The organism is Streptomyces sp. NPDC048483 (assembly GCF_040651455.1).
GTDB lineage: Bacteria > Actinomycetota > Actinomycetes > Streptomycetales > Streptomycetaceae > Streptomyces.
Genome location: NZ_JBEZJZ010000043.1, coordinates 15,316 through 38,250, shown reverse-complemented (window position 1 = coordinate 38,250; position 22,935 = coordinate 15,316). Strand labels below are relative to the sequence as shown.

Annotated in this window: 22 protein-coding genes; 8 read left to right on the top strand and 14 right to left on the bottom strand. The window is 70.0% G+C overall.

Going from position 1 to position 22,935, the window contains the following annotated elements:
* Positions 1–299: 299 nt before the first annotated feature.
* A complete protein-coding gene (locus AB0D04_RS21985) occupies positions 300–1,037 on the bottom strand; it encodes an SDR family oxidoreductase (RefSeq protein WP_362705799.1) in 738 nt (245 codons plus the stop codon).
* 194 nt (positions 1,038–1,231) lie between these two features.
* Here AB0D04_RS21985 and AB0D04_RS21980 point away from each other — a divergent pair, with 194 nt between their 5' ends.
* The 3 genes from AB0D04_RS21980 (at position 1,232) to ligD (ending at position 5,395) form a co-directional block, all read left to right on the top strand.
* The gene (locus tag AB0D04_RS21980; RefSeq protein WP_362705797.1) at positions 1,232–1,909 is read left to right on the top strand and encodes an alpha-ketoglutarate-dependent dioxygenase AlkB; all 678 of its coding nucleotides are present in this window, start codon (positions 1,232–1,234) and stop codon (positions 1,907–1,909) included.
* Between the two features lie 196 nt (positions 1,910–2,105).
* Positions 2,106–4,367, top strand: a complete 2,262-nt coding sequence (locus AB0D04_RS21975; RefSeq protein ID WP_362705794.1) for an MMPL family transporter — start codon at positions 2,106–2,108, stop codon at positions 4,365–4,367.
* A 56-nt stretch (positions 4,368–4,423) separates the two neighbouring features.
* Positions 4,424–5,395, top strand: a complete 972-nt coding sequence (ligD, locus tag AB0D04_RS21970) for a non-homologous end-joining DNA ligase (protein ID WP_362705792.1) — start codon at positions 4,424–4,426, stop codon at positions 5,393–5,395.
* Between the two features lie 62 nt (positions 5,396–5,457).
* Here ligD and AB0D04_RS21965 read toward each other — a convergent pair whose 3' ends face one another.
* Positions 5,458–6,360, bottom strand: coding sequence for a hypothetical protein (locus AB0D04_RS21965; RefSeq protein ID WP_362705789.1), 903 nt, complete (start codon positions 6,358–6,360; stop codon positions 5,458–5,460).
* A gap of 317 nt (positions 6,361–6,677) precedes the next feature.
* Between AB0D04_RS21965 and AB0D04_RS21960 the strand changes: the two genes are divergently transcribed.
* Both AB0D04_RS21960 and AB0D04_RS21955 read left to right on the top strand, forming a co-directional pair.
* Positions 6,678–7,703, top strand: coding sequence for a glutathione S-transferase C-terminal domain-containing protein (locus tag AB0D04_RS21960; protein ID WP_362705786.1), 1,026 nt, complete (start codon positions 6,678–6,680; stop codon positions 7,701–7,703).
* A 94-nt stretch (positions 7,704–7,797) separates the two neighbouring features.
* Positions 7,798–8,097 (top strand): hypothetical protein, encoded by a 300-nt coding sequence (locus AB0D04_RS21955; protein ID WP_362705784.1) that lies wholly within the window; start codon positions 7,798–7,800, stop codon positions 8,095–8,097.
* A gap of 266 nt (positions 8,098–8,363) precedes the next feature.
* On the opposite strand, the gene AB0D04_RS21950 is transcribed toward AB0D04_RS21955, so the two are convergent.
* Positions 8,364–8,771 (bottom strand): hypothetical protein, encoded by a 408-nt coding sequence (locus AB0D04_RS21950; RefSeq protein ID WP_362705781.1) that lies wholly within the window; start codon positions 8,769–8,771, stop codon positions 8,364–8,366.
* A 271-nt stretch (positions 8,772–9,042) separates the two neighbouring features.
* On the opposite strand from AB0D04_RS21950, the gene AB0D04_RS21945 reads away from it, so the two are divergent.
* Positions 9,043–10,635 carry an alpha/beta fold hydrolase gene (locus tag AB0D04_RS21945; RefSeq protein WP_362705779.1) on the top strand — a complete coding sequence of 531 codons (1,593 nt, stop codon included), beginning with the start codon at positions 9,043–9,045 and terminating at the stop codon, positions 10,633–10,635.
* Positions 10,636–10,667: 32 nt separating this feature from the next.
* Here AB0D04_RS21945 and AB0D04_RS21940 read toward each other — a convergent pair whose 3' ends face one another.
* The 6 genes from AB0D04_RS21940 to AB0D04_RS21915 form a co-directional block, all read right to left on the bottom strand.
* Complete coding sequence (locus tag AB0D04_RS21940; RefSeq protein WP_362705777.1) at positions 10,668–11,072, bottom strand: hypothetical protein; 405 nt, start codon at positions 11,070–11,072, stop codon at positions 10,668–10,670.
* Positions 11,073–11,125: 53 nt separating this feature from the next.
* The gene (locus tag AB0D04_RS21935) at positions 11,126–11,995 is read right to left on the bottom strand and encodes an amino acid ABC transporter permease (protein WP_362705774.1); all 870 of its coding nucleotides are present in this window, start codon (positions 11,993–11,995) and stop codon (positions 11,126–11,128) included.
* Entirely contained in the window at positions 11,992–12,636 is a 645-nt protein-coding gene (locus tag AB0D04_RS21930) for an amino acid ABC transporter permease (RefSeq protein ID WP_362705771.1), read from the bottom strand. Before AB0D04_RS21930 ends, AB0D04_RS21935 begins: the two co-directional genes overlap by 4 nt.
* A gap of 18 nt (positions 12,637–12,654) precedes the next feature.
* Positions 12,655–13,584: a glutamate ABC transporter substrate-binding protein gene (locus tag AB0D04_RS21925; protein ID WP_362705768.1), complete on the bottom strand. Its 930-nt coding sequence runs from the start codon at positions 13,582–13,584 to the stop codon at positions 12,655–12,657.
* Between the two features lie 14 nt (positions 13,585–13,598).
* Entirely contained in the window at positions 13,599–14,342 is a 744-nt protein-coding gene (locus AB0D04_RS21920; protein ID WP_362705766.1) for an amino acid ABC transporter ATP-binding protein, read from the bottom strand.
* 167 nt (positions 14,343–14,509) lie between these two features.
* A complete protein-coding gene (locus AB0D04_RS21915) occupies positions 14,510–14,950 on the bottom strand; it encodes a DUF6278 family protein (RefSeq protein ID WP_362705763.1) in 441 nt (146 codons plus the stop codon).
* A 254-nt stretch (positions 14,951–15,204) separates the two neighbouring features.
* On the opposite strand from AB0D04_RS21915, the gene AB0D04_RS21910 reads away from it, so the two are divergent.
* Positions 15,205–17,052, top strand: coding sequence for an SGNH/GDSL hydrolase family protein (locus AB0D04_RS21910; RefSeq protein WP_362705761.1), 1,848 nt, complete (start codon positions 15,205–15,207; stop codon positions 17,050–17,052).
* A 79-nt stretch (positions 17,053–17,131) separates the two neighbouring features.
* Here the strand turns inward: AB0D04_RS21910 and AB0D04_RS21905 are convergent, their stop codons facing one another.
* From AB0D04_RS21905 to AB0D04_RS21885, 5 genes are all read right to left on the bottom strand, one after another.
* Complete coding sequence (locus tag AB0D04_RS21905; protein WP_362705758.1) at positions 17,132–17,911, bottom strand: exodeoxyribonuclease III; 780 nt, start codon at positions 17,909–17,911, stop codon at positions 17,132–17,134.
* Between the two features lie 30 nt (positions 17,912–17,941).
* Positions 17,942–18,583, bottom strand: a complete 642-nt coding sequence (locus tag AB0D04_RS21900; RefSeq protein ID WP_362705845.1) for an MBL fold metallo-hydrolase — start codon at positions 18,581–18,583, stop codon at positions 17,942–17,944.
* A 77-nt stretch (positions 18,584–18,660) separates the two neighbouring features.
* Positions 18,661–19,944, bottom strand: a complete 1,284-nt coding sequence (gene pcaC, locus AB0D04_RS21895; protein ID WP_362705756.1) for a 4-carboxymuconolactone decarboxylase — start codon at positions 19,942–19,944, stop codon at positions 18,661–18,663.
* A 310-nt stretch (positions 19,945–20,254) separates the two neighbouring features.
* Complete coding sequence (locus AB0D04_RS21890) at positions 20,255–20,734, bottom strand: IS110 family transposase (RefSeq protein WP_362705753.1); 480 nt, start codon at positions 20,732–20,734, stop codon at positions 20,255–20,257.
* Entirely contained in the window at positions 20,683–20,991 is a 309-nt protein-coding gene (locus tag AB0D04_RS21885) for a hypothetical protein (RefSeq protein ID WP_362705752.1), read from the bottom strand. Before AB0D04_RS21885 ends, AB0D04_RS21890 begins: the two co-directional genes overlap by 52 nt.
* Before the next feature lie 870 nt (positions 20,992–21,861).
* Here AB0D04_RS21885 and AB0D04_RS21880 point away from each other — a divergent pair.
* Positions 21,862–22,896 carry a cupin-like domain-containing protein gene (locus AB0D04_RS21880; RefSeq protein ID WP_362705749.1) on the top strand — a complete coding sequence of 345 codons (1,035 nt, stop codon included), beginning with the start codon at positions 21,862–21,864 and terminating at the stop codon, positions 22,894–22,896.
* Positions 22,897–22,935 lie beyond the last annotated feature (39 nt).

The following is a 22,935-nucleotide window of genomic DNA, read 5'->3' as shown; positions in this document are numbered from 1 at the left end:
GCACCCGACAACACCACGCCCGCCGCAGGCGCAACGGCGACAAATCCCCACGGCGGGACAGCCGACAACGTACGGCCAAGGCAAAGCGCAGCGGAGGGGTGACGACTGTCACCCAAGGCCGCGGAACCGGAACGCCACCCAATGGTTTATCGTTCAAACGCGAGGCGCACGGAAACCACTTTCCATACGCCGCCTCCCCCACACCGCCCCCGCCGGAATCCCCCGTTCGGCTGGGGCCCGCCCCGGCCGGAATCCCCCGTTCGGCCGGGGCCCTTCTCTTTTCCCGCCGGAGCCGGCGGTCAGCGCAGGTGGGACGCCCCGTTGACGTCCAGCACCGCGCCCGAGGACCAGACCGCGTCCGGCGAGGCGAGGTAGTGGACGGCCGCGGCCACGTCCTGGGGCGTCGCGACCCGGCCGAACGGGCTCTGCTGTCGGACGTCCTCGGTGATCCGGTCCGCGACCCGCTCGGTGCCGACGAAACCGGGCGCGACCGAGGCGACGGCGATCCCGTACGGCGCGAGATGCACCGCCAGCGACTGGCCCATGGCATGCAGCGCCGCCTTGGACGCCCCGTATGCCGGATGGTCCGGCTCGCCCCGGAAGGCCCCCCGCGACCCGATGTTGACGATCCGCCCCGCCACCTCCCGCTCGATCATGTTCCGCGCCGCGCAGTAGCTCATATGCGCCGCCCCCAGCAGATTCACGTCCGTGATCTGCCGCCAGGCGGCCTGCCACTCCTCGAACGACGTACGGTCCAGCGGATGCGCCACATTCGCCGCGGCATTGTTGACCAGCACATCGATCCCGCCGAGCGCGTCCACCGCCGCCGCGGCGATCGCGGCCGCACCGTCCGGCGTCCGCACATCCCCCTGCACCAGAACGTGGCCGCTCCCCGCCAGCCCCGCAAAAGCCTCCTCGGCCGCCTCCCGGCGCGAGGCGTAGTGCAGCGCCACCCGGTCCCCGTCCGCGGCAAACCGCTCCGCAACCGCCCGGCCGATCCCCCGCGAGGCACCCGTCACCAATACCGCCCGGCTCATCCGCACTCCTCACCCGTCCTCGACTGCCCTGGGCATCGCGCTACGCGATGACCGGAAATGATCGTAGGCGTGGGGTGCCGGCGGTGAAGACAGTGGTGGCCGACGACGGGGCGGGCGAGGTCGCCGCGTCCGACAGCACCGACAGCACCGACAGCACCGACAGCACCGACAGCACCGACAGTTAGTGTGCGCAGATGTCTGCGGAACCGGAATTCGGTCAACTCCCTTTCCCCGTCGGCCCGGACGGGGGCGTCGGTCCGGCTGGGCCCGCCGCCGTCCCCGGCCTGCGGTATGACGCCGACTGGCTCGCCCCGGACGCCTGTGGCGCGCTGCTGGCCCGGATCGATGCCGGTGCATGGTCGACGGAGCTGAAGCGGCGGGTGCAGCACTACGGACGGCGGTACGACTACGGGCGGCGCAGCGTGGCGGCGGAGGGGCCCGACGCGGTCGCGCCGGCGGTTCCCGCGTGGCTGCGGGAGGTTGCCGCACGGCTCGCGGACGAGGGAGTGATGGACCGTCAGGCGGACCAGGTCATCGTCAATGAGTACCTTCCGGGGCAGGGCATCAGCGCCCATGTGGACTGCGTGCCGTGCTTCGGACCGGTCGTCGCGGCGGTGTCGCTGGGGTCCGGATGCGTCATGGACTTCAGCGATCCCGGGACCGGCACGAAGGCGGGGGCGCCGCTCGCCCCGGGCAGTCTGTGCGTGATGACGGGGCCGGCCCGGTTCACCTGGCGGCACGCCATCGCGGCGCGCAAGAGCGACCCGGGTCCGGCGGGCGGCCGGGTGCCGCGGGGGCGGCGGGTGTCGGTGACGTTCCGTACGCTGCTCGCGCCCGGCCCGTCCGGCCCGCCCGTCCCGTCGTACCCCTAGGTGCGGCGGGAAGAGCAGGCCGCGGTGCCTCACCCATCTGCCCGCCCGGACATGCGGCGCCGACGGAACCGGTCTTGGATGCTGAGTACGGATGCGCTCTGCCCATGCCGCCCCACCCTTCCCGGGGCGGCATGAGGGCGCGCCACCAGGCGCGGCGGCTCCGCCGGGCGCCGGCCGGCCACCGTCGGGAGCACGCATGCCGTTGCCGAAGGCGCCCGCCGGGCACCGCCGCACGGGTGTGCTGCGGCCCCTGGGCGAATGGTGCGCCCGGCATGCGGTCCTGGTCATCGTGGCGTGGCTGGTGGCGCTGGCCGGGGTACAGGTGCTGCAGCGCGCGTACGGCGGTGAGTACTCCGACAACTTCACGCTGCCCGGTACGCAGTCCCAGCAGGGCAGCGAGGTACTCAAGGCGCATGAGCCCAAGGCCGGCGGCTACAGCAGCCAGGTGGTCCTGCACGACGCGCGGCCGCTGACCGGCTTCAGCGGCCAGATCTCCGACGCCGTCGACGCCCTCCAGAAGTTGCCGGACGTGCTGGCTGTGCAGAGCCCGCTGCCGCCGCCCGGCTCGCCGCCGCCGAAGCCGCCACCGGGTACGCCGAACGTCGGCCCGCTCTCCACCGACGGCCGGACGGCATACCTCACCCTGCGTTTCAGCGTGCCGCCGTCGACCCTGCACCCCGACTACCTGGGCGGCGTCGACCGGGCCGTACAGCCGCTGCGCTCTGCGGGCGTGCAGGTCGAGTACGGCGGGCCGCTGGGCGAGCTGGCCCGGCCCAAGCCGGACGACCGGGTCAGCGAGGCAATCGGCTTCGGCGTGGCGATCCTCGTCCTGCTGGCCGGCTTCGGCAGTGTCCTGGCAGCCGGGGTGCCGCTGCTGACCGCGCTGATCGGCGTCATCTGCGGGCTGGGCGTCCTCGGGCTGATCGCCGCCGCGTTCACCTTCGCCACCGTCTCGCCCACCCTGGCCACCATGATCGGCCTCGGTGTGGGCATCGACTATGCGCTGTTCCTGATCACCCGGCACCGGCAGAACGTCATGGACGGCATCGACCCCGTGACCTCCGCGGGCCGGGCGAACGCCACCAGCGGCCGGGCCGTGCTGGTATCGGGCTGTACGGTCATCATCGCCCTGACCGGACTGACGGTCTCCGGCGTCGGCTTCATCGGCAAACTGGGCGCGGCGGCGGCCGTCACCGTGGTCTCCGCGGTGCTCGGTGCGCTCACCCTGGTGCCCGCGCTGCTCGGCCTGATCGGCCGCCGTATCGACCGGCTGCACGTACGCAAACCGGTCGCCGAGACGGACGGCGCACCCGGCGCCGGGACCCACGGCACCTGGCACCGCTACGCGCAACACGTCGAGCGCCGCCCGTGGTGGTTCCTGACCGGCGGCGTGATCGTGATCGCGGTCCTGGCCGTGCCGCTCTTCTCGATCCAGCTGGGCCACATCGGCGACGGCGCCGACCCGAAATCCTTCACCGACCGGCGCGCCTTCGACCTGATGTCCGCGGCCTTCGGCCCCGGCTCCAACGGGCCGCTGACGCTGGTCATCGACCAGACCGGCGTCCCCCGGGCGGACCGCCCCGCACTGGCGACGCAGGCCCAGAAGGCGCTCACCGGCGTGCCGGACGCGGCCCTGATCACCCCGCTCAAGCCCACCGCGGACGGCGACGTCCTGATCGGCACCGCGTACTCCGCCCATTCCCCGCAGAACGCGGCCACCACCCACCTCACCAACCACCTGACGGACGACGTCCTGCCCCAGGCCGTCCGGGGGACGGCCGCCCGCGGCTATGTCACCGGCACGACCGCCGGCCAGGTGGACTTCCTCGACATCGTCTCCAGCCGCCTGCCCCTGATCATCGCCGTCGTCGTCGGCCTCGCCTTCCTCATCATCCTCGTCGTGTTCCGGGGCGTGCTGGTCGCCGTCAAGGCCGCGGTGCTCAACGTCCTGTCGATCGCCGCCTCGTACGGGGTGGTGGTGGCCGTCTTCCAGTGGGGATGGGGCGGTCCGTCGCTCGGGGTCTCCGGCACCGTGCCGATCGAGAGCTATGTGCCGATGATGATGTTCGCGATCGTCTTCGGGCTGAGCATGGACTACGAGATCTTCCTGCTGTCCCGCGTGCACGAGGCCTGGCTGCGCACCGGTGATCCCAGGGCGAGCGTGGCGCACGCCCTGGAGATCACTGCCCGGGTGATCTCCTGCGCCGCACTGATCATGGTGAGTGTGTTCGCCGCCTTCCTCGTCAGCGACAACATCGTGGTGAAGATGCTGGGCCTGGGCCTGGCGGTGAGCGTGCTGATCGATGCCACGGTGGTGCGGCTGCTGCTGGTCCCTGCGGTGATGACGCTGCTCGGCCGGGCGGCCTGGTGGACGCCGCGGTGGCTGGACCGGATCCTGCCGCATGTGGACCCGGAGGGGGAGGGTGAGCGGCCGGCCCGTGCGGGAAGGGAGAGCTAGCTCTGCACGGTCCGTCCCGCCTGGCTTCCCGCCGCATCTCGCCCGATCATCGACATATGGCCCCGACCGCCGAGCGTGGCTTCCCCCCGTACCCCGAGATCCGGCCGATGCTGGCCACCGTCGGCCCGCTGCCCGCCGAGCACGAGGAGGCGGTGTGGGCGTTCGAGGCCAAATGGGACGGTGCGCGCTGCATCGTCAGCACGCCGGGTGACGGTACGGTCCGGCTCGTCACGCGGGCGGGCAACGACGCGTCCACGACGTACCCCGAGCTCGCGCCGCTGGGCGAGCAGCTGCGCGGCCGGCCCGCGGTGCTGGACGGCGAGGTGGTGGTGCTGGATGCGCGGGGGCGGCCCGACTTCGGGCTGCTGCAGCGGCGGATGGGGGTGATGAACCCGCGCCGCACGGCCCGGCTGGCCATGGAATACCCGGTCCATCTGGTGCTCTTCGACCTGATGTATCTCGGCCAGTCGCTGCTCGGCGTGCCCTATTACGAGCGCCGCGGCATCCTGTCCCAGATGCGCCTGCGCGGCCTGAACTGGTCGGTGCCCGCCTATGTGGAGGGCCAGGGCAAGCAGGCGTGGGAGGCGTCGCTGCGGGGCGGCATCGAGGGCGTGGTGGCGAAGAAGCTGACCTCGCCATACACGCCGGGCATACGGTCACCCGAGTGGCGCAAGACCAAGCATCTGGTGACGCTCGACGTGATCATCGGCGGCTGGACGGAGGGCCACGGCGGGCTCACCGGGCTTCCCGGCGCCGTCCTGGCGGGCATCGAGGAAGCGAGCGGGCTGCGGTACGTCGGCTCCGTGGGATCGGGCCTGTCCGACCGGGAGCGGCGGGACCTGGCGCAATATCTGGGGGTGATTCCGCTCGGCCACTCCCCCTTCACCAACCCGGTGGACGTCACGGGCGCCCACTGGGCCGAGCCCCGGCTCATCGCCGAGGTCACCTTCACCGGCTGGACCTCGGCGGGACGGCTACGGCACCCGATCTGGCACCGGCTGCGGCCCGATCTGACGCGGCTGGGCTGACGTGCCCTCAGGCACAGGGGAACGGCGAGCGCGAGGCAGGGACGGCTGCCTCGCGGGACGGCTCACGGACGGCAGAATGCGGCCGCGGCGACCGACCCGCCGTCGTTCTCGTCGTCCGTGCCCAGGATCCCCGCGCGCGAACCCGGCAGGCAGACGAGCGCCTCTATCTTGTGGCCGGAGAAGGTGCCGAGCCGGTGCGGCTTGTCGGACGCGTCCAGGTGGGCGTCGCCGCCCTTGCCGACGGAGAGGTGTCCGGCGTCGTAGAGCGCCGAGTCGTACGGCCCGTCGTCGCCCGGGTCCGAGGCGGACGAGACCGTCAGATCACCGGCGGCCGAGATCTTCACATCCGAGATGTGCCGGACGTCCTGGTCCGGATAAGGCGCCCTGAATTCCGCGGAATCGCGCTTACCGAAGGAGTTCGTGTCCCGATCCCAGGTGGCGGTGGTCAGTTTCGCGGGCCGGTCGTCCTGGCCGCGGTCCGCCCAGACGGCAGCAATGCCGTCCTTTGTAGCGGTCAGCGCGAACCCCTCGTAGTTCCCGTCCGAGGAAACTCCGGGCAAGGGGAAGGTGCTTACCACCTTCGCGGTGCCCTTTTCCACGTGAATGCGGTACGCCGTACCCCTGCTGGCGAGCGCCACATACTCGTGGTCCCGGCCCGGTACGGCGTCGATCGCCTCCAGGTCCACGGGCAGTTCCCCGCTCCACTCCAGCGGCTTCACCTGCGGCTTGGCGTCCGGGACGTAGCGCACTGCAACCAGTCGGTTCTCGCCGGGGTTCTTATTGTCACGGACGGCGAGGGTGTCCACCGCGTCACCCTCCCGGCCGTCGACCACGATTCCGCTGATTCCGGAGGTGATGCCGTCACCCGCCCGTTGCCAGTCGACCGCCGGGGCGGCGCCGGCAGGGGCCGCGGGCGCGATGAGTGCGGCGCCGGCTATGGCGACGCCGAATAGTTTCTTGATCATCGGTCGATTCTAGGTGCGGGTCTCAGATTTGCCAGGGGGTAGTCGTTATCACCTTCAGGAAAGTCGAATGCCTGCGCCCACGAATACCACTCACCATCAAATCCACGCCCCGATAATGCTATTCCGGGACATATCTCGTTGTACGTGGCTGCGTACGAAACTGGATACGAGACCGGATACGGGGCCTGATACAGGACGGGATACGGGCTGCGTCACGGCCCGGCGTGCGGGGAAGGCTCGCCACGCACACCCGGCGCATACCCAGCCATCGAGCAGAAAGCGCCCGGACACCCCACATGAACAGGAAGGAGCAGGTAATGCCCGACCCCCTCACCACGGACGGCACCGCCGTATACGGCAGAAAACCGTTCAAGCGCTCAAAGAGCCACTTCGCGGACCGCATCACCGCGGACGGCCGGGACGGCTGGCCCGTGGAGCGCGGCCGCTACCGCCTCGTCGTCAGCCGCGCCTGCCCCTGGGCGAGCCGGGCCGTGATCTCACGGCGGCTGCTCGGCCTGGAGGACGCACTGTCGCTCGCCATCACCGACCCCATCCAGGACGACCGCAGCTGGCGCTTCACCCTGGATCCGGGCGGCCGCGACCCCGTACTGGGCATGCGCTACCTCAGCGAGGCCTATGACGCCCGCGAGAAGGACTACCCCGGCGGCGTCAGCGTCCCCGCCATCGTCGACATCCCCAGCGGGCAGCTCGTCACCAATGACTTCCAGAAGATGACCCTGGACCTGGCGACCGAATGGACGGCGCTGCACCGTCCCGGCGCGCCCGATCTCTACCCGGAGCCGTTGCGGCCCGAGATCGACGAGGTGATGGAGGGCGTCTACCGCGACGTCAACAACGGCGTCTACCGAGCCGGGTTCGCCACCGGGCAGAGCGAGTACGACACGGCGAGCCGCGATGTGTTCCGGCGGCTGGACCTGCTGTCCGAGCGGCTGGCCGACCGCCGCTACCTGGTCGGCGACACCATCACCGAGGCCGACATCCGCCTCTTCACCACACTGGTCCGCTTCGACGCCGTCTACCACGGCCACTTCAAGTGCAACCGCTTCAAGCTGGCCGAGGACCCGGTGCTGTGGTCGTACGCCAAGGACCTCTATCAGACGCCGGGCTTCGGCGACACCGTCGACTTCCACCACATCAAGCAGCACTACTACCGGGTCCACACGGGCATCAATCCCACCGCAATCGTCCCGCTCGGCCCTGACCTCAGCGGCTGGCTGACGCCGCACCACCGCGAGGAACTGGGCGGACACCCCTTCGGTGACGGAACGCCGCCGGGACCGGTACCGGCGGGCGAGGAGGTGCCTGCGTCGGGTCGACCGTGAGATCCTCAAAACCGGTGCGACCGGAGCTTGCCGCGAGCGTACCGAGCGCCTTGGGGCTCCCGGTTCACCGCGAGTCACGCAAGGAGTGAGCCTCATGAGGATGCTCGCAACGGCCCGTATACCCGTCGAAACCGGCAACGAGGCGCTGAAGAACGGCACTCTCCCGAAAATCATGGAATCGATCCTCGACACCATGAAACCGGAGGCGGCCTACTTCACCCCCGACCAGGGCGAACGCACCGCATTCCTGTTCTTCGATATGCAGGAATCGTCGCAGATGCCGATACTTCTTGAACATTTCTTCCTGGAGCTGAATGCCAAGGTGACCATTCAGCCGGTGATGAACAGCGATGAGCTGCGCAAGGGGCTGGGAGAGCTGATGGGCGGCCGGTGACGGACAGCGCGGACCCGCCTGCGGGTGTAATGGCCGCCCCGGTCGTATACGGTCCACCGCCGCCCACCCCATGAACTTCTCCACGATCCAGGCCGGTTGCCCACCCGCAAGTCCGTGAGTGCGACCGCAAGAGTCTCTGCGGCCGAGCGCTCTGCAGCGGCGCATGGCCCGACATCTCCGGCCAGGCGCACTGCAGTTGCCCGCGACGGAACTCCGCCACGGCCCCCGGCCGGCCGTGCGTGATCAGCAGCGGCGGCTCGCGCGGCTCACTCCCCCGCCCCTCCGGGACGGCCGGCGCGCTCACGCGTGGCCGACGCGCTGTCATCGTCCGGTCCCGCACCGCCGCTCCGGCGATGCCGTGCGGCCTGCTCCTCGATCCAGCGGCCGTGGGCCTCCCAGGCGGCCTGCTTGCTCATCCCCAGCGCCGCGCCGATCTGCGACCACGAGGCACCCGCGTCCCGGGCGGACCGCACCGAGAGCTGCCGCCCGTCAGCCGCCTTGCGCGCGATCACCTCACCCAGCGCCAGCATCTCCAACACCTCCTCTCTGGACAGGGGTTGGAGATGCTGGAGGTCCGCATCCGGCGCCGGGGAGTCCCGTACCCGGAGCGCGTCATAGCGGGCCGTGGCGGAGAGCAGGGTGAAATGCCCCTCGAGACTTTCGGGAGTCAGCATGCATCCAGCTTTGCGTCATGACACCTTGACGTCAAGCCGACATGACGGCCACCCGTCGCACGCGCCCGGCGAGGGCGCGTCGCAGAGCCCGGTACCGAGAGGGGCACCCTCAACCCCACCCCACCATCCCGACGTTACCCACCCGTAACCTACCGACGGGTTACCACAGGTAAGTGCCGCGCCTTACTCTCCAGTCAACTCGAGCCCCGTACGCCCCATCTGTCTTCGGACAGCGTGCGCGCGGCTCGCATCGAGATCTGGAGCAGAGAAGATGACGCCCTCCCGCACGACCTTGCGCGCCGCGATCGGCACCGTCTCCGCGGCGGTCCTCGCCACCACGGTCCTCACCGCCGCTCCGGCCACCGCCCAGGCCGCGCCGGTGGAATCGGCACCGGCGTCCGGCGCGCCCTCGGTGAAGTTCGTCGACATCAAGGGCGACGGCGGCATCACTCTCAAGGCGAATGTCTTCACCCCGGCCGGTGCGGACGGGACCCGGCGCTACCCCGTCATCGTGCTGCCGACCAGCTGGGCGATGCCGCAGGTCGAATACCTGGCGCAGGCCAAGAAGCTGGCCGATGCGGGCTATGTGGTCGTCGGCTACAACTCCCGCGGCTTCTGGCAGTCGGGCGGGAAGATCGAGACGGCCGGCCCGCAGGACATCGCCGATGCGTCGAAGGTCATCGACTGGACGCTGGCCCACACGCCCGCCGATCCGCACCGGGTCGGCATGGGCGGGGTCTCGTACGGGGCCGGGATCAGCCTGCTGGCATCCGCATTCGACAAGCGGATCAAGGCAGTTGCGGCGCTCAGCGGCTGGGGCGATCTGATCGGCTCCATCTACAGCGGCCGGACCCAGCACCTCCAGGCGGCAGCGATGCTCGGCGGCGCGGGCGCGCTGACGGGCCGCCCCAGCCCGGAACTCCAATCCATCCTCAAGGACTTCCTCACCTCCAACCTCGACAAGGAAAAGGACATGATCGCGTGGGGGAAGAAGCGCTCCCCCGCCACCTACATCGACAAGATCAATGCCAATGGCGCGGCCATCATGCTCGGCAATGCGTGGGGCGATTCGCTCTTCCCGCCCAACCAATACGCCTCCTTCTACGAGAAGTTGAAGGGGCCGAAGCGGCTGGAGTTCCGGCCCGGAGACCACGCCACGGCCGAGGCGACCGGGCTGTTCGGGCTGCCGAATGACACCTGGACCAACACCAAGCGGTGGTTCGACCACTACCTCAAGGGCGAGGACAACGGCATCAACCGCGAGTCGCCGGTGCTGCTCAAGTCCCGTTCCACCGGGGCGTACGAGGGCTACAAGAGCTGGAAGGACGTACCGTCGGCGCACCGGAGGATCGAGCTGGGCGGCAGCAAGCGGATCCACACCAACCTCGACTCCGGTGCCGACGGCGGGCTGATCTTCCTCTCCAGCATGCTGGACCAGTTCTTCCGGCTGCCTCCGATGGCGTCGGTCCCGCTGTTGCCGCGCTCGCTGGCCGCCGTATGGGAGTCCGAGCGCTACGAGACCGGGCAGCGGGTGCGCGGGACGACGCGTCTGCACACCACGGTGACCAGCACCGCCGAGAGCGGCACCGCCATCGCCTACCTCTACGACGTGGGCCCGCTCGGCCTGGGCAAGCTGGTCACGCACGCCCCGTTCACCTTCCACGGCAAGACACCGGGCAAGCCCTTCGGCGTGGACCTGGACCTCTTCTCGACGGCGTACGACGTCCCGGCCGGGCACCGGCTCGCAGTGGTCGTGGACACCGTCGACCCGCTGTACATCGAGCACAACCCGCTCGGCGCCAAGCTGACGTTCTCCTCCCCGGCGGGGGATCCGTCGTATGTGTCGGTGCCGGTGCGCGACTGAGGCACCCACCGTATGCCCGGCGAGCGGGACGTCTACCGGCGTCCCGCTCCGCCGGAACCCGCCGCGGTGTCCGCCGTCGGCGTCAGCGGATCCACCCGGGACAGGGTCTCGGCCAGCGGCAGCCCGGCCCGCGCGGCCGCGACCCGGCGGGCCCGGAGTTCGGCGCGGGTCCGCGGACGGTACTTCGGCTCCTTGACGCAGCCGCACACCGAACGCCCCTCGTAGCGCAGTCCCTCGCCCAGCACCGCCGCCACGACGGACCACGCGCGGGTGTCCCGGCGCGGCGGCGGGGCGAAGTCACGGCCGGCGCAGATCAGCGGCCCGGCACAGTTCGGGCACCGGTCCGCCCGCTCCGGGTCCGGGTGCCGCTTGAAGCTGACCCGGCACGTCACGCAGGCGTGGTGCATCTTGTACATCGTCACGGCGTAGCGGCACATGGCATCGACCCTAGTGGAGACGAGCAGATCCCGGCCGAACCCCGGTCCCGGCCTCACCCCTTGGGCCCCTGAGGCATCCCCGGCAGCACCGTCTCCGGCTCCGGCGGTGCCACCTCCACGCCCTTGACCTTCGGGTTGCGGCGCTGGCGCTTGGCGACCCAGTTGGCCAGCCAGGACAGCAGCATGCACATCCCGATGTAGATCGGCGAGATGATCATGACGACGGGGATGAACGGCAGGCCGTAGTCGAGGTTGGAGGCGATCAGCTTGCCGGCGTGGAGGAATTCCTCGTAGGTGATGAGGTAGCCGAGCGAGGTGTCCTTCAGGGCGACGACCAGCTGGCTGATGATCGCCGGGAGCATCGCGCGGACCGCCTGGGGTACCAGGACGTGGGTCATGACCTGGGTCTTGCGCATGCCGAGTGCGTAGGCGGCCTCGCGCTGGCCGCGGTCGACGGAGTTGACGCCGGTGCGGAAGACCTCGGCGAGTACCGAGCCGTTGTAGAGGGTCAGGCCGGCGACCAGGGCGGTCAGCGGCTGGGCCTGGAGGGCCACATAGATGAAGAAGATCATGACGAGGACGGGCATGGCGCGGAAGAACTCGACCAGCAGCGTGCTCACCCAGCGGACGACCCGGTGCACGGAGAGCCGCCCGGTTGCGAGCACCGCGCCGAGCGCCAGCGAGAGAACCGCCGCGAGCCCGAAGGCGCGCAGGGTGTTGGCGAGGCCGGTGAGCAGAAGTTCCTGAATTCCCTTGTAGAGGAAGGGAGTCCACTTGGCCGCCGTGAACTGGCCGGTGGAGAACAGGAGGTAGATGATCCAGGCGATCAGGGCCAGGATGACGACCGTCGAGGCGAGGCCGTAGAACCGGTGGCGTTGCCGGGTGCGCGGGCCCGGGATGTCGTAGAGGGTGGTGGTGGTCATCGGGCGACTCCGAAGCGCTTCTCCAGGAAGTTGAAGATCGCGCTGATGGTCAGGGTCACGATCAGATAGCCGACGGCGATCCAGATGAAGGTCCAGATGATGCTGTAGCCCAGCTCATTGAGCGGTTTGTAGACGCCGAGGAGTTCGACGACGCTGAAGGCCCCGGCGATCGCGGAGTTCTTGGCGAGCGCGATGAGGGTGGAGCCGATGGGCGGGATGACCGAACGGAAGGCCTGCGGCAGGACGATGTCGCCGAGGGTCTGCGGGAAGGTCATGCCCAGGCTGCGGGCCGCCTCGCCCTGCCCCACCGGCACGGTGTTGATGCCGGAGCGCACCGCTTCGCAGATGAAGGCGGAGGTGTAACAGCCGAGCGCGAGGACGGCGAACAGCTTGAAGGGCAGGACCAGCCCGAAGCGCGGCAGGCCCAGGACGACGGCGAAGAACAGCAGGGTCAGCGGTGTGTTCCGGAGCACCATCACCCACGCCGTGCCGAGCGCCCGCAGCGAGCCGACCGGCGCGACGCGGAAGGCCGCCATGAGGAAGCCGAGGACGAGGGCGAGCAGCGAGGCGTAGACGGTGAGTTCGACGGTGCCCAGCAGGCCGTCCCCGTAGAGGGAGAGGTTGTCGAGGAGAACGTTCACGGGTCAGGTCCTAGGGTCCTAGCTCGCCGGGTAGCGGTCGATCGGGGGCGGCTTCGGTGCGGGCGCTCCGGACAGGCCGAGCGTCGCGTCGTACGCCTTCTTCCAGTTGCCGTTCTTCTCGTCGGTGGCGAGCGCGGTGTCGAGGGCGAAGCGGAGTGCGTTGTCGCTGCGCGGTACGCCGATCCCGTACGGTTCCTCGGAGAACGGCTTGCCGACCACCTTCATCTCGTCGGGCACCTTGGCCGCGTAGCCCAGCAGGATCGCGTCGTCCGTGGTGACCGCGTCGACCTGATAGGTCAGCAGATTGTCCACGCACACCGAGTAGGTGTCGTAGGTGATCAGTTGGGCCTTGGGGTAGTCGGCCTGGATGCGCTGCGCCGGGGTCGAGCCGGCCGCCGAGCAGACGCGCTTGCCGGCGAGGTCCTGCGGCCCGTGGATGTCGTTCTCGTCGGTGCGGACCAGCAGCGACTGGCCGGCCATGTAGTACGGCCCGGCGAAGCCCACCAGCTTCTTGCGCTTGTCGTTGATGGTGTAGGTGCCGACGTAGTAGTCGATCTGGCCGTTCTGCAGGGCCGTTTCGCGGTTGGCGGAGGCGATCGTCTTGAACCGGAGGGTGGCGGGCGGGAAGCCGAGGGCTGCGGACATCATCTTGGCGATCTCGATGTCGAAGCCGCTGTAGAGGCCGGAGGCCGGGTCCTTCTCGCCGAGGTAGGGCTGGTCCTCCTTGACGCCGACGATGAGATGGCCGCGGCGCCTGGCCTGTTGCCAGGTGGGCGAGTCGGGCAGACGGAAGTTCCGGGCGACGGGATAGGTGGGGAGTGCGCTGCCGGTGGGGCCCTTGACCGGTGGGCTGCCCTCCCGGCCGCAGCCTGCGGTGGCCAGGGCGAGGGCGGTGAGGACGAGTGCCACCAGGGCGCGGCGCAGGGGCGTAAGGGAGAAGTGCGGCATCGCGGCACCCCCGTTCAGTGCTTGAGGATCTTGGAGAGGAAGTCCTTCGCGCGTTCGCTCCGCGGTGCGCTGAAGAAGTCCTCGGGGGTGCGGTCCTCGACGATACGGCCGTCGTCCATGAAGACCACGCGGTTGGCGGAGGCGCGGGCAAAGCCCATTTCATGGGTGATCACGACCATCGTCATGCCCTCCTGCGCGAGCTGGCGCATGACCTCCAGCACCTCGTTGATCATCTCCGGGTCGAGGGCGGAGGTCGGCTCGTCGAAGAGCAGCGCCTTGGGCTCCATGGCGAGGGCGCGGGCGATGGCGACGCGCTGCTGCTGGCCGCCGGAGAGCTGGGCGGGGTATTTGTCGGCCTGGGAGGCGAGCCCGACCCGGTCGAGGAGTTCGCGGGCCCGCTGCGCCGCCTCGTCCTTGTTCTTCTTCCGGACCTTGATCGGCGCCAGCATGATGTTGGCCAGCACCGTCTTGTGGGCGAAGAGGTTGAACGACTGGAAAACCATGCCGACATCGGCACGCACCTGGGCCAGCGCGCGGCCCTCTTCGGGCAGCGGCCTGCCTGCCAGGGTGATACTGCCCGACTCGATCGTCTCCAGGCGGTTGATGGCCCGGCACAGGGTGGATTTGCCGCCTCCGGAGGGCCCGATGACCACCACCACCTCCCCGCGGCCGACGGTGAGGTCGATGTCCCGGAGAACGTGCAGTTTCCCGTAGTGCTTGTTGACCCCGCGCAGTTCAATCAGCGCTTCACCGGCCATATGCAGACCTGCCCACTCTCATCCGTACAGCGGAGAGCCCGCAAACTACCGGGAGGAAAGGGGCGCTTCTCTCCGGACACGCACACAGAGAGGCATATTGGGGGTTAAAGCATGTTTACGGAGGAACTCGGCGCGGCGGCCCGCTGTCCTTCGCCTTCTCGCAGGGATCAGTTCTCCGCGGCCTCGGCATAGACCTGGGACAGCTCGGGCGCACCGCCGTCCGCCCATTCATGCCCCGCCTCCACCACATCGATCTCCCGCCCCGACGCCAGCCTGACCACCGGCTGCCCATCCGGCCACACATGCCACACGGCGCCGCGCACCGTACGCACCAGGACGGTGCCCAGATAGAGCCCCGCGTCATTGCCGAGCCAGGACACCACCTCCGGGTCGTCCCGCCAGACCGGCTGCACCTGGTCCAGCGCCTCCAACGAGCCCACGGAGTCGTCGAGTTCCACCCCTTCCGCGGCGGCCTGGGCCCGCAGCAGCTCGCATTCGGACAGCAGCTCGACGACGCTCTCGGGGTCGGCGCTCACCGACTCCGCGAGCGGCACCGACCCGCCGGGGTGGGAGCGCCTGCGCCACTTGTCCAGGAAAGACATGTTCATGGTGCGAGGGTCCCACCCGTACCAGGGCCCCGGCCACAGGCGCGCGGCGCAACCGATCCCCGTTCGTCACCTTGACGCCCCCTGCCGGCCTTCCTACTTTCATGGCGCTCGGATCGGATCGGCTGGATCCGCCGCAGCACCCTGCCCCCCACGGAAACGCCCGGATCGCAGCTCACCATCTGCCCGTTGACCTCGTCCGATGTCCGCCGGCACGTCATCCGACAGCGCCCGGAGCCACCAGAGGGAAGGCATTCATGCGCGTACGACCATGGGGCACCGCCCTGGCACTCCTGCTCACCGCGACCGCACTGCCCGCCGCCACCACGACCGCCCTCGCGGCGCCCGCCGCGGCCGCCTCGGGGGCGGCCTCGGCGGCGCAAACCCCGCACCGCCCGTTGCCCTTGGCGAGACTTTTCGACAACAAGGCCATCAGTGACAACGCCAGACCTGGCGCGGCCGACTTCGACGGCGCGGGCCATTCGCTCTCCGCGCAGGACCTGGCGGCGGCCGGCTGGTCGCCCGGCAGAACGCTGACGATCGACGAGGCGCGGCTCGCCTGGCCCCGTACGGCGGCCGGTACGCCGGACAACGTGGTGGCGAACGGGCAGGCGGCGGTGCTGGACGGGCGGGGCGACGCGCTCACGTTCCTGGTCGCCAAGACGGGAACCGATGGTGGGCCGGCCGCCGGCACCGGGACCGTGCACTACCGCGACGGTTCCCGGTCCGCCTTCGAACTCACCGCGCCCGACTGGCGTTCGGGGCCGCTGAGCACCAAGGCGGTGGCGCTGCCGCACATCAATGCGCCGGGCGGGCAGAGCACAGAGGCGGCGGCCCGGCTGTACGCGGTATCGGTGCCGCTGCGGGCCGGGCGCGAGGTGGCGTCGGTGGAGCTGCCGCGGGACCCCGGTCCGGCGGCCGATCTCCATGTCTTCGCGGCCACGGTAAAGGCCAACTCTCCTGGAAGGACGGGGAGTTGGTCGGCGAGCACGGCCGGCTACCGTGCGGTCGGCCCCTGGACGGACCGTACCCTGCGGCTCGTCGTGCACGCCGGTGCGGGCGGGCCGCGGGCGCGGATACGGCTGGCGAACACCTTCGCGGCAGGGCCGGTGGACATAGGGGCGGCGAGCGTGGCGGTGCAGGATGCGGGCGCCGCGGCGGATTCGGCGCCTGTACCGGTGACGTTCGGCCGCGGACACACCGGCACCCGGATACCGGCGGGCGCCGAGGCCGTCAGCGATCCGGTCGCCTTCGACGTCCCGGCGGACACCAGCCTCCTGGTCTCCCTCCATCTGCCGGGGACGGTGACGGCGGCGCCCGTCCACCAGGAGGCCACCCAGGTCTCGTATCTGAGCGCGCAGGGCGGCGGGGACCGTACCGGTGACGCCGGTGACGCGGGGTTCCCGGAGACGATGACCATCTGGCCGTTCCTGACGGGCGTGGACGTCGAGGGCGGCCCCGGCTCGGTCGTGGCGCTGGGCGACTCCATCACCGACGGGGTGAAGTCGACGAGCGGCGCCAACCGCCGCTGGCCCGATGTCCTCGCCCGCCGCTTCCAGGCCCAGAGCGCCCTCCCCCGCTACGGCGTCCTCAACCACGGCATCTCCGCGAACCGCATCGTCACCGACCGCTACCAGGGCGACGGGGTCAGCACCGACACCGGCGGGGTGAGCGCCCAGCACCGCCTGGAGCGGGATGTGCTGGCACAGCCCGCCGTCCGTACGGTCGTCGTCTTCGAGGGCATCAACGATGTGCGCTGGGGCACCTCGGCGGACGAGGTCATCGCCGGTCTGCGGGCCATCGCCCGGCGGGCGCACGAGCGGGGGCTACGGGTCGTGGCGGCCACCATCGCCCCCTGCGAGGGCTACAAGGACTGCACCGCGGACGTCGAGGCCCGCCGCCAGGCCGTCAATGCCTTCCTCCGCGCCCACGGCGGCGTCTTCGACGCGACCCTGGACTTCGACGCCGTGGTCCGCGATCCGCAGCGCCCCCAGCGGATGCTGCCCGCCTACGACAGCGGTGACCATCTCCATCCCGGCGACGCGGGGCTGAAGGCGCTCGGTGAGTCGGTGGATCTGCGGGCGCTGGTGCCGGGGCGGGGCTGAGGGGGTACCGGCCGGTCGCGGCCGGCTGACGGGGCGTCGGCCGGTCGGGCCGGCCCCCGCGGCCCGTCGGTCACCGCCCTCACACGTCGAGGTCCACGACCACCGGCGCATGGTCCGAGGCGCCCTTGCCTTTGCGCTCCTCGCGGTCGACATAGGCGTCCGAAACGGCCTTGGCGAACGGCTCGTTGCCGTAGACCAGGTCGATGCGCATGCCCTTGTTCTTGGGGAAGCAGAGCTGGCGGTAGTCCCAGTAGGTGTACGGGTGGTCGTACTTGAGGGGGCGGGGGACGACATCCGTCAGGCCCGCGTCGCGCAGGGCGGTCAGCGCGGCGCGCTCGGCGGGGGTGACATGGGTGGCGCCGGCGAAGACGGCGGGGTCCCAGACGTCGTCGTCGGTCGGGGCGACGTTGTAGTCGCCGAGGACCGCGAATGGGCGGGCGCCCGCCGCGTCCTCGGCGACCGCCGCCTTCAGGGCCTCGAACCACTGGAGCTTGTAGGCGTAGTGCGCATGATCGACCTCGCGGCCGTTGGGGACGTACACCGACCAGATGCGCGCCGGGCCGCAGGTGGCCGAGATGGCGCGGGGCTCCTGGGCACCCTCGTAGCCGGGGCCGCCGGGCAGGCCCTTGACGACGTCGTCCAGGCCCACCTTGGACAGCAGCGCCACACCGTTCCACCGGCCGTCGGCGTTGACCGCCGCTTCATAGCCGAGCTGGCGCACCTCCTCGTACGGGAACTGCTCGGCGGAGCACTTGGTCTCCTGGATGCACAGCACGTCCGTGCCGGTGCTCTCCAGCCAGGCCAGCAGCCTCGGGAGGCGGGCGGTGATCGAGTTGACGTTCCAGGTCGCGATGCGCATGTACGTAAACCTACAGCGGGGGTGTGACAGTCAGCCGAGTGTGGTGCCGGTGCCGGGGGTCAGGCGGCCGTGATCGGTGCCGCCGAGTTTGTCGATCATGGAGTCGTAGATCGGCCGGGCGTGGTCCTGGAGGAGGCTGTCGTGGATGTCGATGGCCCTGCGGGGTGCGACCGCGCGGACGTAGTCGATCACCTCGGCGACCTTGTTCCAGGGCGCGTGGACGGGCAGCAGCAGAGTGTCGACGCGGCGGCCCTCGGGGACGGTGAGCGCGTCGCCCGGGTGGAAGACCGCACCGCCGTCGACCAGATAGCCGACGTTGGTGATACGGGGGATGTCGGGGTGGATGACGGCGTGCAGCTGGCCGTGCACCTCGATGTCGAAGCCCGCGGCGGTGAAGGTGTCGCCCTCGCCCACGGTGTGCACCCGGCCGGGGAAGGCGGCCGAGAGCTGACCTGCGACGCTGGCCAGGGTCCAGATCTCGGCGCCGGGATTCGCCTCCATGCCCGCGCGCAGCCGGTCCTCGTTGAAGTGGTCCATGTGCTCATGGGTCACCAGGATCGCGTCCGCCCCGACGGCCGCGTCCTCCTCGCTGAACACACCCGGGTCGATGACCAGCGTCTGCCCGTCCTTCTGGAGCCGGACGCAGGCATGGGTCATCTTCGTGAGTTCCATGGGGTTCGTGAGTTCCATGGGGCCATCTTGCCGCGCGCGCCGGGCGCCCACCCCCGGAACGGCGGCGGGCGCGCCCGTCATTCCTCCGGGGTCGTCTCCTCCTTTATCACCCGCTGGGCCACCGCAAAGGCGGAGTTCGCTGCCGGGACGCCGCAGTAGATCGCGGTGTGCATCAGGACCTCCTTGATCTCGGTGGGGGTGAGGCCGTTGCGGAGGGCGGCGCGCACATGCAGCGCCAGTTCGTCGAGGTGCCCGCGGGCCACCAGCGCGGTGAGGGTGACGATGCTGCGGGTGCGGCGGTCGAGGCCGGGGCGGGTCCAGGTCTCGCCCCAGGCGTAGCGGGTGATGAAGTCCTGGAAGTCGCCGGTGAAGTCGTCGGCGGCGGCCTCGGCGCGGTCGACATGGGCGTCGCCCAGGACCTCGCGGCGGACCTTGATGCCCGCCTCGTACGTGCCGCCGCGGTCCGGCTCCTGCTTGGTGAGGCCGGACTCTATGGCGGCGGGGGGCGCGGCCGGGGGCGGCGGGGGCGCGATCTGCGCCTTGGGGGCGGCGGCGCCGATGGCGGCCTGGCCGGCCGGGCCGGGCTTGTCGTGCCAGGCGGTGGTGAAGTGCCGGATGAGGAGTTCGGTGACGGCCGAGGGCTGCTCGACGGGCGCGAGGTGGGAGGTGCCGGGCACCATGGCGAGGCTCGCGTCCGGTATGCCGGCCACCAGGGAGCGCGCGTCGCTGGTCGGGGTGACCTGGTCCTCGGAGCCGACGACGACGAGGGTGGGCACGCCGACGCGGCTGAGGGAGGACCGTACGTCGTACGAGGCCAGTGCCTCGCAGGCGGCTATGTAGCAGCCGGGGTCGGTGGTCCGCACCATCTGGACGGCCCATTCGACGATGGCGGGCTGGGCGCTTGCGAAGCCGGACGTGAACCAGTGCTCGGGGGCGGTGCGCGCGATCGGGTCGAGGCCGTTGGTACGGATCACCACGCCGCGCTGGCGCCAGGCGTCCGCGGTGCCGTAGCGCGACGACGAGGACACCAGGGCAAGGGAGGTCACCCGGTGCGGGCGGGTGAGCGCCAGCTGGAGGCCGACGGCGCCGCCGATGTTGCAGCCGGCATAGCCGAACCGCTCGACGCCCAGGAGGTCGAGGGTGGCCACCAGGCGGTCGGCCAGTTCGGCGATGGAGGACGCGGCGTGGGCGGGCGAACCGCCGTGACCGGGCAGATCGAAACGGATGACGCGCCAGTGGCGGGTCAGCTCGGGGATCTGCCGGTCCCACATGTGCCATGTTGTACCGAGCGAGGCGCCCAGTACGAGTACGGGGGCGTCGTCGGGACCGTCGATCCGGTGCTGCAGGGTCTTCTCGCTCACCCGACCAAGCTACCGAACTTCGTGACGCGGTCCTGACACCCGGGTCAGGAAAAGCCGGCACGAGGACGCCCGTAGCGTGGCCACCGGCCGCACCCGAAGCGGATACGCGCAGGTCAGAGCCTCATGATCGAGACGATGCAGACGACTGAGTGGCCCGGCTTGTCGTAGCTCACCTTGATCCCCTGGTACGGATGCGGTGCCCTGCTCGTGATCAGGACTGGGGCGTCTGCCGGCCCATCAAAGCGGTGCTGCAGGGTGCGCCTCGGTGTCTCACTCGCCCCCTGCGCGATCTCAGATCTCACCATTGCCCCTATGCCGGGGATCCTGCGGATGCCGGCCGGACCAGGTTGAAGACCTCTCGGGCGGCGTAGCGTTTGAGGCATCGGACGATCTCACGTCGGGTCTTGCCCTCCTTGATGCGGCGCCTGTAGTAGCCCCGGGTGCGCGGGTCGTAACGCGGCCGGGTCTGCACGATCCGGTGCAGGGCGGCATTGGCCTGTCGGTCGCCCCCGCGGTTGAGTCGACGGTAGTGATGGCGGCCCGAGGAGTGCTCGATGGGGCTGACCCCGCACAGCGCGGCGAAGGACGCCTCGCTGCCCAGGCGTTCAGGGTTGTCACCCATGGTGATCAGCAGGGTGACGGCACTGTCCGGACCCATGCCCACCGGGATGAGCAACTGCGGAAAGTGGCACTTCACGAGCCGGGCCAGACGGTGTTCCAGATCACGGATTCGCCCGGTCAGCTGCTGGGTGCGGGCCTTGACGGCGGAGTCCTTGGCACGTTTGAACATCCGGGCGCTCTGCACCGGCCCGTCGCCGGACTTGGCCGGGTTTGCGTGCGACCGCTGAGCACGGCCCGAGCAGCGGCCTGAGCATCGACCGGGTCCGACTTCCCCTGCCGGCGGCGGGCCGTACGGTCGGGCCGGTTCACGTCGATCACCTGGAGATGCTGGGCCGGCAGACAGCGGGACAGGGCCGCCCCGTAGCTGCCGGTCCCCCACACCCCGGCCCGTCGAACCGTCACAAACGTGCAGGCCCACTGAAGCAATTGCCGATAGCCAGTCTCGGTGGCTGGGAAGGATTCGGTCCGATGGCCGCCCCCAGCGCGGAGATCACGGCATCGACATGGGCATCCCGGTGGGTGTTTACGCCGAGGACGACCTCACCCGCCAGGAGCGGAAGTTGGCTGGCTTCTGGGGTGCCGAGTGTTCTGGTCATGGCCATTCGCCTCCCGACCGGATGACGGTGTCGACGGGGCCGGCACCGGACCGTTCGGGCGGTCAGAACTGTGACAGCGCCTGGTTCACGGCAGGGCCCCTGTCGGGACACGTCCCATCGGCCCAGTGCCAGCACGCACCGTCCCGCACCAAAGGTCGACATGACGAAGCCAAGACACTCGGTCCAAGACACCTCGGTCAGGTCTCACATGAGTCAGACCCCGGCCGGGACAGCGTTGTGCGATTGTCCCAGTCTGGCGGCACAGGGACATGACCAGATCATTCCCGGGCGGCTTCGTCGATACCGATGCTCATACTGGCGGGGGCCGGCCGACGAGGAGCTGATTCCTCATTCACTCCTGACCGTTCCTGACGGGCACCGTGCCGGCCGGGGTGTCGATCAGGTCCGTTGACGCGCGCCTCAACACCGGCGAGTGTCGTGAACCCTCCCGCCCCGGTCCTGGACGCCCCACAGGCTCACAAAACCGCAGACAGCCCCCCACGCTACTCGCCCGACAAGACCGTGCAGCGAGCCGAACCTTCACCGAGCACGACCGCCTGGAACGGCAACAAGGTGAGAGACCGCGCTGAACACATCACGCGCAGGGGTCGGCCCACACTGGCCAGAAGTGCGCGCTCATGTGGGGTGTCTGACTTTGGGGGCTATGCAGGGGGTAGGCAAGCCCGGACAGTGAGTTGTCATGAGCATCATCCGACGATCCGGGGTGGGGCGGTTGGGGGAGGAGCTGGGGTTGCCGGAGAAGCCACCGGATCTGGCAGCCGGGATGGCATCGCGGCTTCTCGACAGGGGGTTGGTTGTCCGTCGGGTGCCGCGGGTGCCCGCATCCGGCGTCGGTGTGCTGCGCCGCGTCGTTGCCCGGCGCTCCGGACCGTTGCTCTGTTCCGGTCTCCTTGACTCCTGGCCGGCCCGCACCGCGTGGAATCCGGCAACCCTGGTGGAGCGCCACGGCGAGCGGCGGGTGACTGCCTTGCTGGACCTCCCCCACACCGGTGTTCTCTTCCCGCAGGATCAGCAGAGCTACGAGCGGGAGTTGAGTTTCGGCGAGTTCGTCGAGCGGATGGAATCTGCCGGGCCCTCCGCGCCCTGTTATCTGGCGTATCAACGGGCTCACGAGATCTTCGACCCGGCTGACTGCGACTTCGCCTCTCTGCTCCCGCCCGATGGGCACCCCACTGATACGCGGGTGTGGATCGGCTCCGCCGGGACGCGTTCGATGCTGCACTCGGACCTCAAGGACAACTTCTTCTGCCAGCTCTGGGGGGAGAAGAGCGTGACTCTGCTCGCGTGGCGGGACAGCAGGGCCGCGTACCCCTTTCCGGACAACCTGGTGAACAGCCAGGTGGACCTGGCCGCTCCGGATATGCGGCGCTTTCCGAGACTGAAGCACGCGGTGCTGCACTCCGTGTGGATGGGTCCCGGCGACCTGCTGTACATCCCGCGCGGTTGGTGGCACGACATCCGGGCGCACTCGGCGTCCGTCTCGGTCAACCACTGGTTCGGCCGGCCGCTGGGCGCTGCTCAGTACCTGGCCTTGCTCGGAATCCTCGGGCCGCAGTACTGGAAGGCCACCGCCCGCGACTTCATCGGGCACGGGCTGCTGCGTCGGAGGGATTCGACTCGTTTCTTCTTCAGCCCTCCGTCCACCGGAAAGCGGCTCTACGACGCACTGCGGTTCGGTGACTTCTCCCGCGGGAACGATCCCAGCGCGTCCTAGCCCGGCACAGGGCCCCTCACGACGGGGCAACCTCACCGA

Coding starts and splice junctions, on each gene's coding strand:
- AB0D04_RS21950 (WP_362705781.1), bottom strand. CDS start 8,771: ATGCTGACTCCCGAAAGTCTCGAGGGGCATTTCACCCTGCTCTCCGCC.
- AB0D04_RS21965 (WP_362705789.1), bottom strand. CDS start 6,360: ATGATCAAGAAACTATTCGGCGTCGCCATAGCCGGCGCCGCACTCATC.
- AB0D04_RS21910 (WP_362705761.1), top strand. CDS start 15,205: ATGCGCGTACGACCATGGGGCACCGCCCTGGCACTCCTGCTCACCGCG.
- AB0D04_RS21925 (WP_362705768.1), bottom strand. CDS start 13,584: ATGCCGCACTTCTCCCTTACGCCCCTGCGCCGCGCCCTGGTGGCACTC.
- AB0D04_RS21960 (WP_362705786.1), top strand. CDS start 6,678: ATGCCCGACCCCCTCACCACGGACGGCACCGCCGTATACGGCAGAAAA.
- AB0D04_RS21945 (WP_362705779.1), top strand. CDS start 9,043: ATGACGCCCTCCCGCACGACCTTGCGCGCCGCGATCGGCACCGTCTCC.
- AB0D04_RS21975 (WP_362705794.1), top strand. CDS start 2,106: ATGCCGTTGCCGAAGGCGCCCGCCGGGCACCGCCGCACGGGTGTGCTG.
- AB0D04_RS21890 (WP_362705753.1), bottom strand. CDS start 20,734: ATGTTCAAACGTGCCAAGGACTCCGCCGTCAAGGCCCGCACCCAGCAG.
- AB0D04_RS21915 (WP_362705763.1), bottom strand. CDS start 14,950: ATGAACATGTCTTTCCTGGACAAGTGGCGCAGGCGCTCCCACCCCGGC.
- AB0D04_RS21980 (WP_362705797.1), top strand. CDS start 1,232: ATGTCTGCGGAACCGGAATTCGGTCAACTCCCTTTCCCCGTCGGCCCG.
- AB0D04_RS21955 (WP_362705784.1), top strand. CDS start 7,798: ATGAGGATGCTCGCAACGGCCCGTATACCCGTCGAAACCGGCAACGAG.
- AB0D04_RS21880 (WP_362705749.1), top strand. CDS start 21,862: ATGAGCATCATCCGACGATCCGGGGTGGGGCGGTTGGGGGAGGAGCTG.
- AB0D04_RS21985 (WP_362705799.1), bottom strand. CDS start 1,037: ATGAGCCGGGCGGTATTGGTGACGGGTGCCTCGCGGGGGATCGGCCGG.
- ligD (WP_362705792.1), top strand. CDS start 4,424: ATGGCCCCGACCGCCGAGCGTGGCTTCCCCCCGTACCCCGAGATCCGG.
- AB0D04_RS21905 (WP_362705758.1), bottom strand. CDS start 17,911: ATGCGCATCGCGACCTGGAACGTCAACTCGATCACCGCCCGCCTCCCG.
- AB0D04_RS21940 (WP_362705777.1), bottom strand. CDS start 11,072: ATGTGCCGCTACGCCGTGACGATGTACAAGATGCACCACGCCTGCGTG.
- AB0D04_RS21900 (WP_362705845.1), bottom strand. CDS start 18,583: ATGGAACTCACGAAGATGACCCATGCCTGCGTCCGGCTCCAGAAGGAC.
- AB0D04_RS21935 (WP_362705774.1), bottom strand. CDS start 11,995: ATGACCACCACCACCCTCTACGACATCCCGGGCCCGCGCACCCGGCAA.
- AB0D04_RS21920 (WP_362705766.1), bottom strand. CDS start 14,342: ATGGCCGGTGAAGCGCTGATTGAACTGCGCGGGGTCAACAAGCACTAC.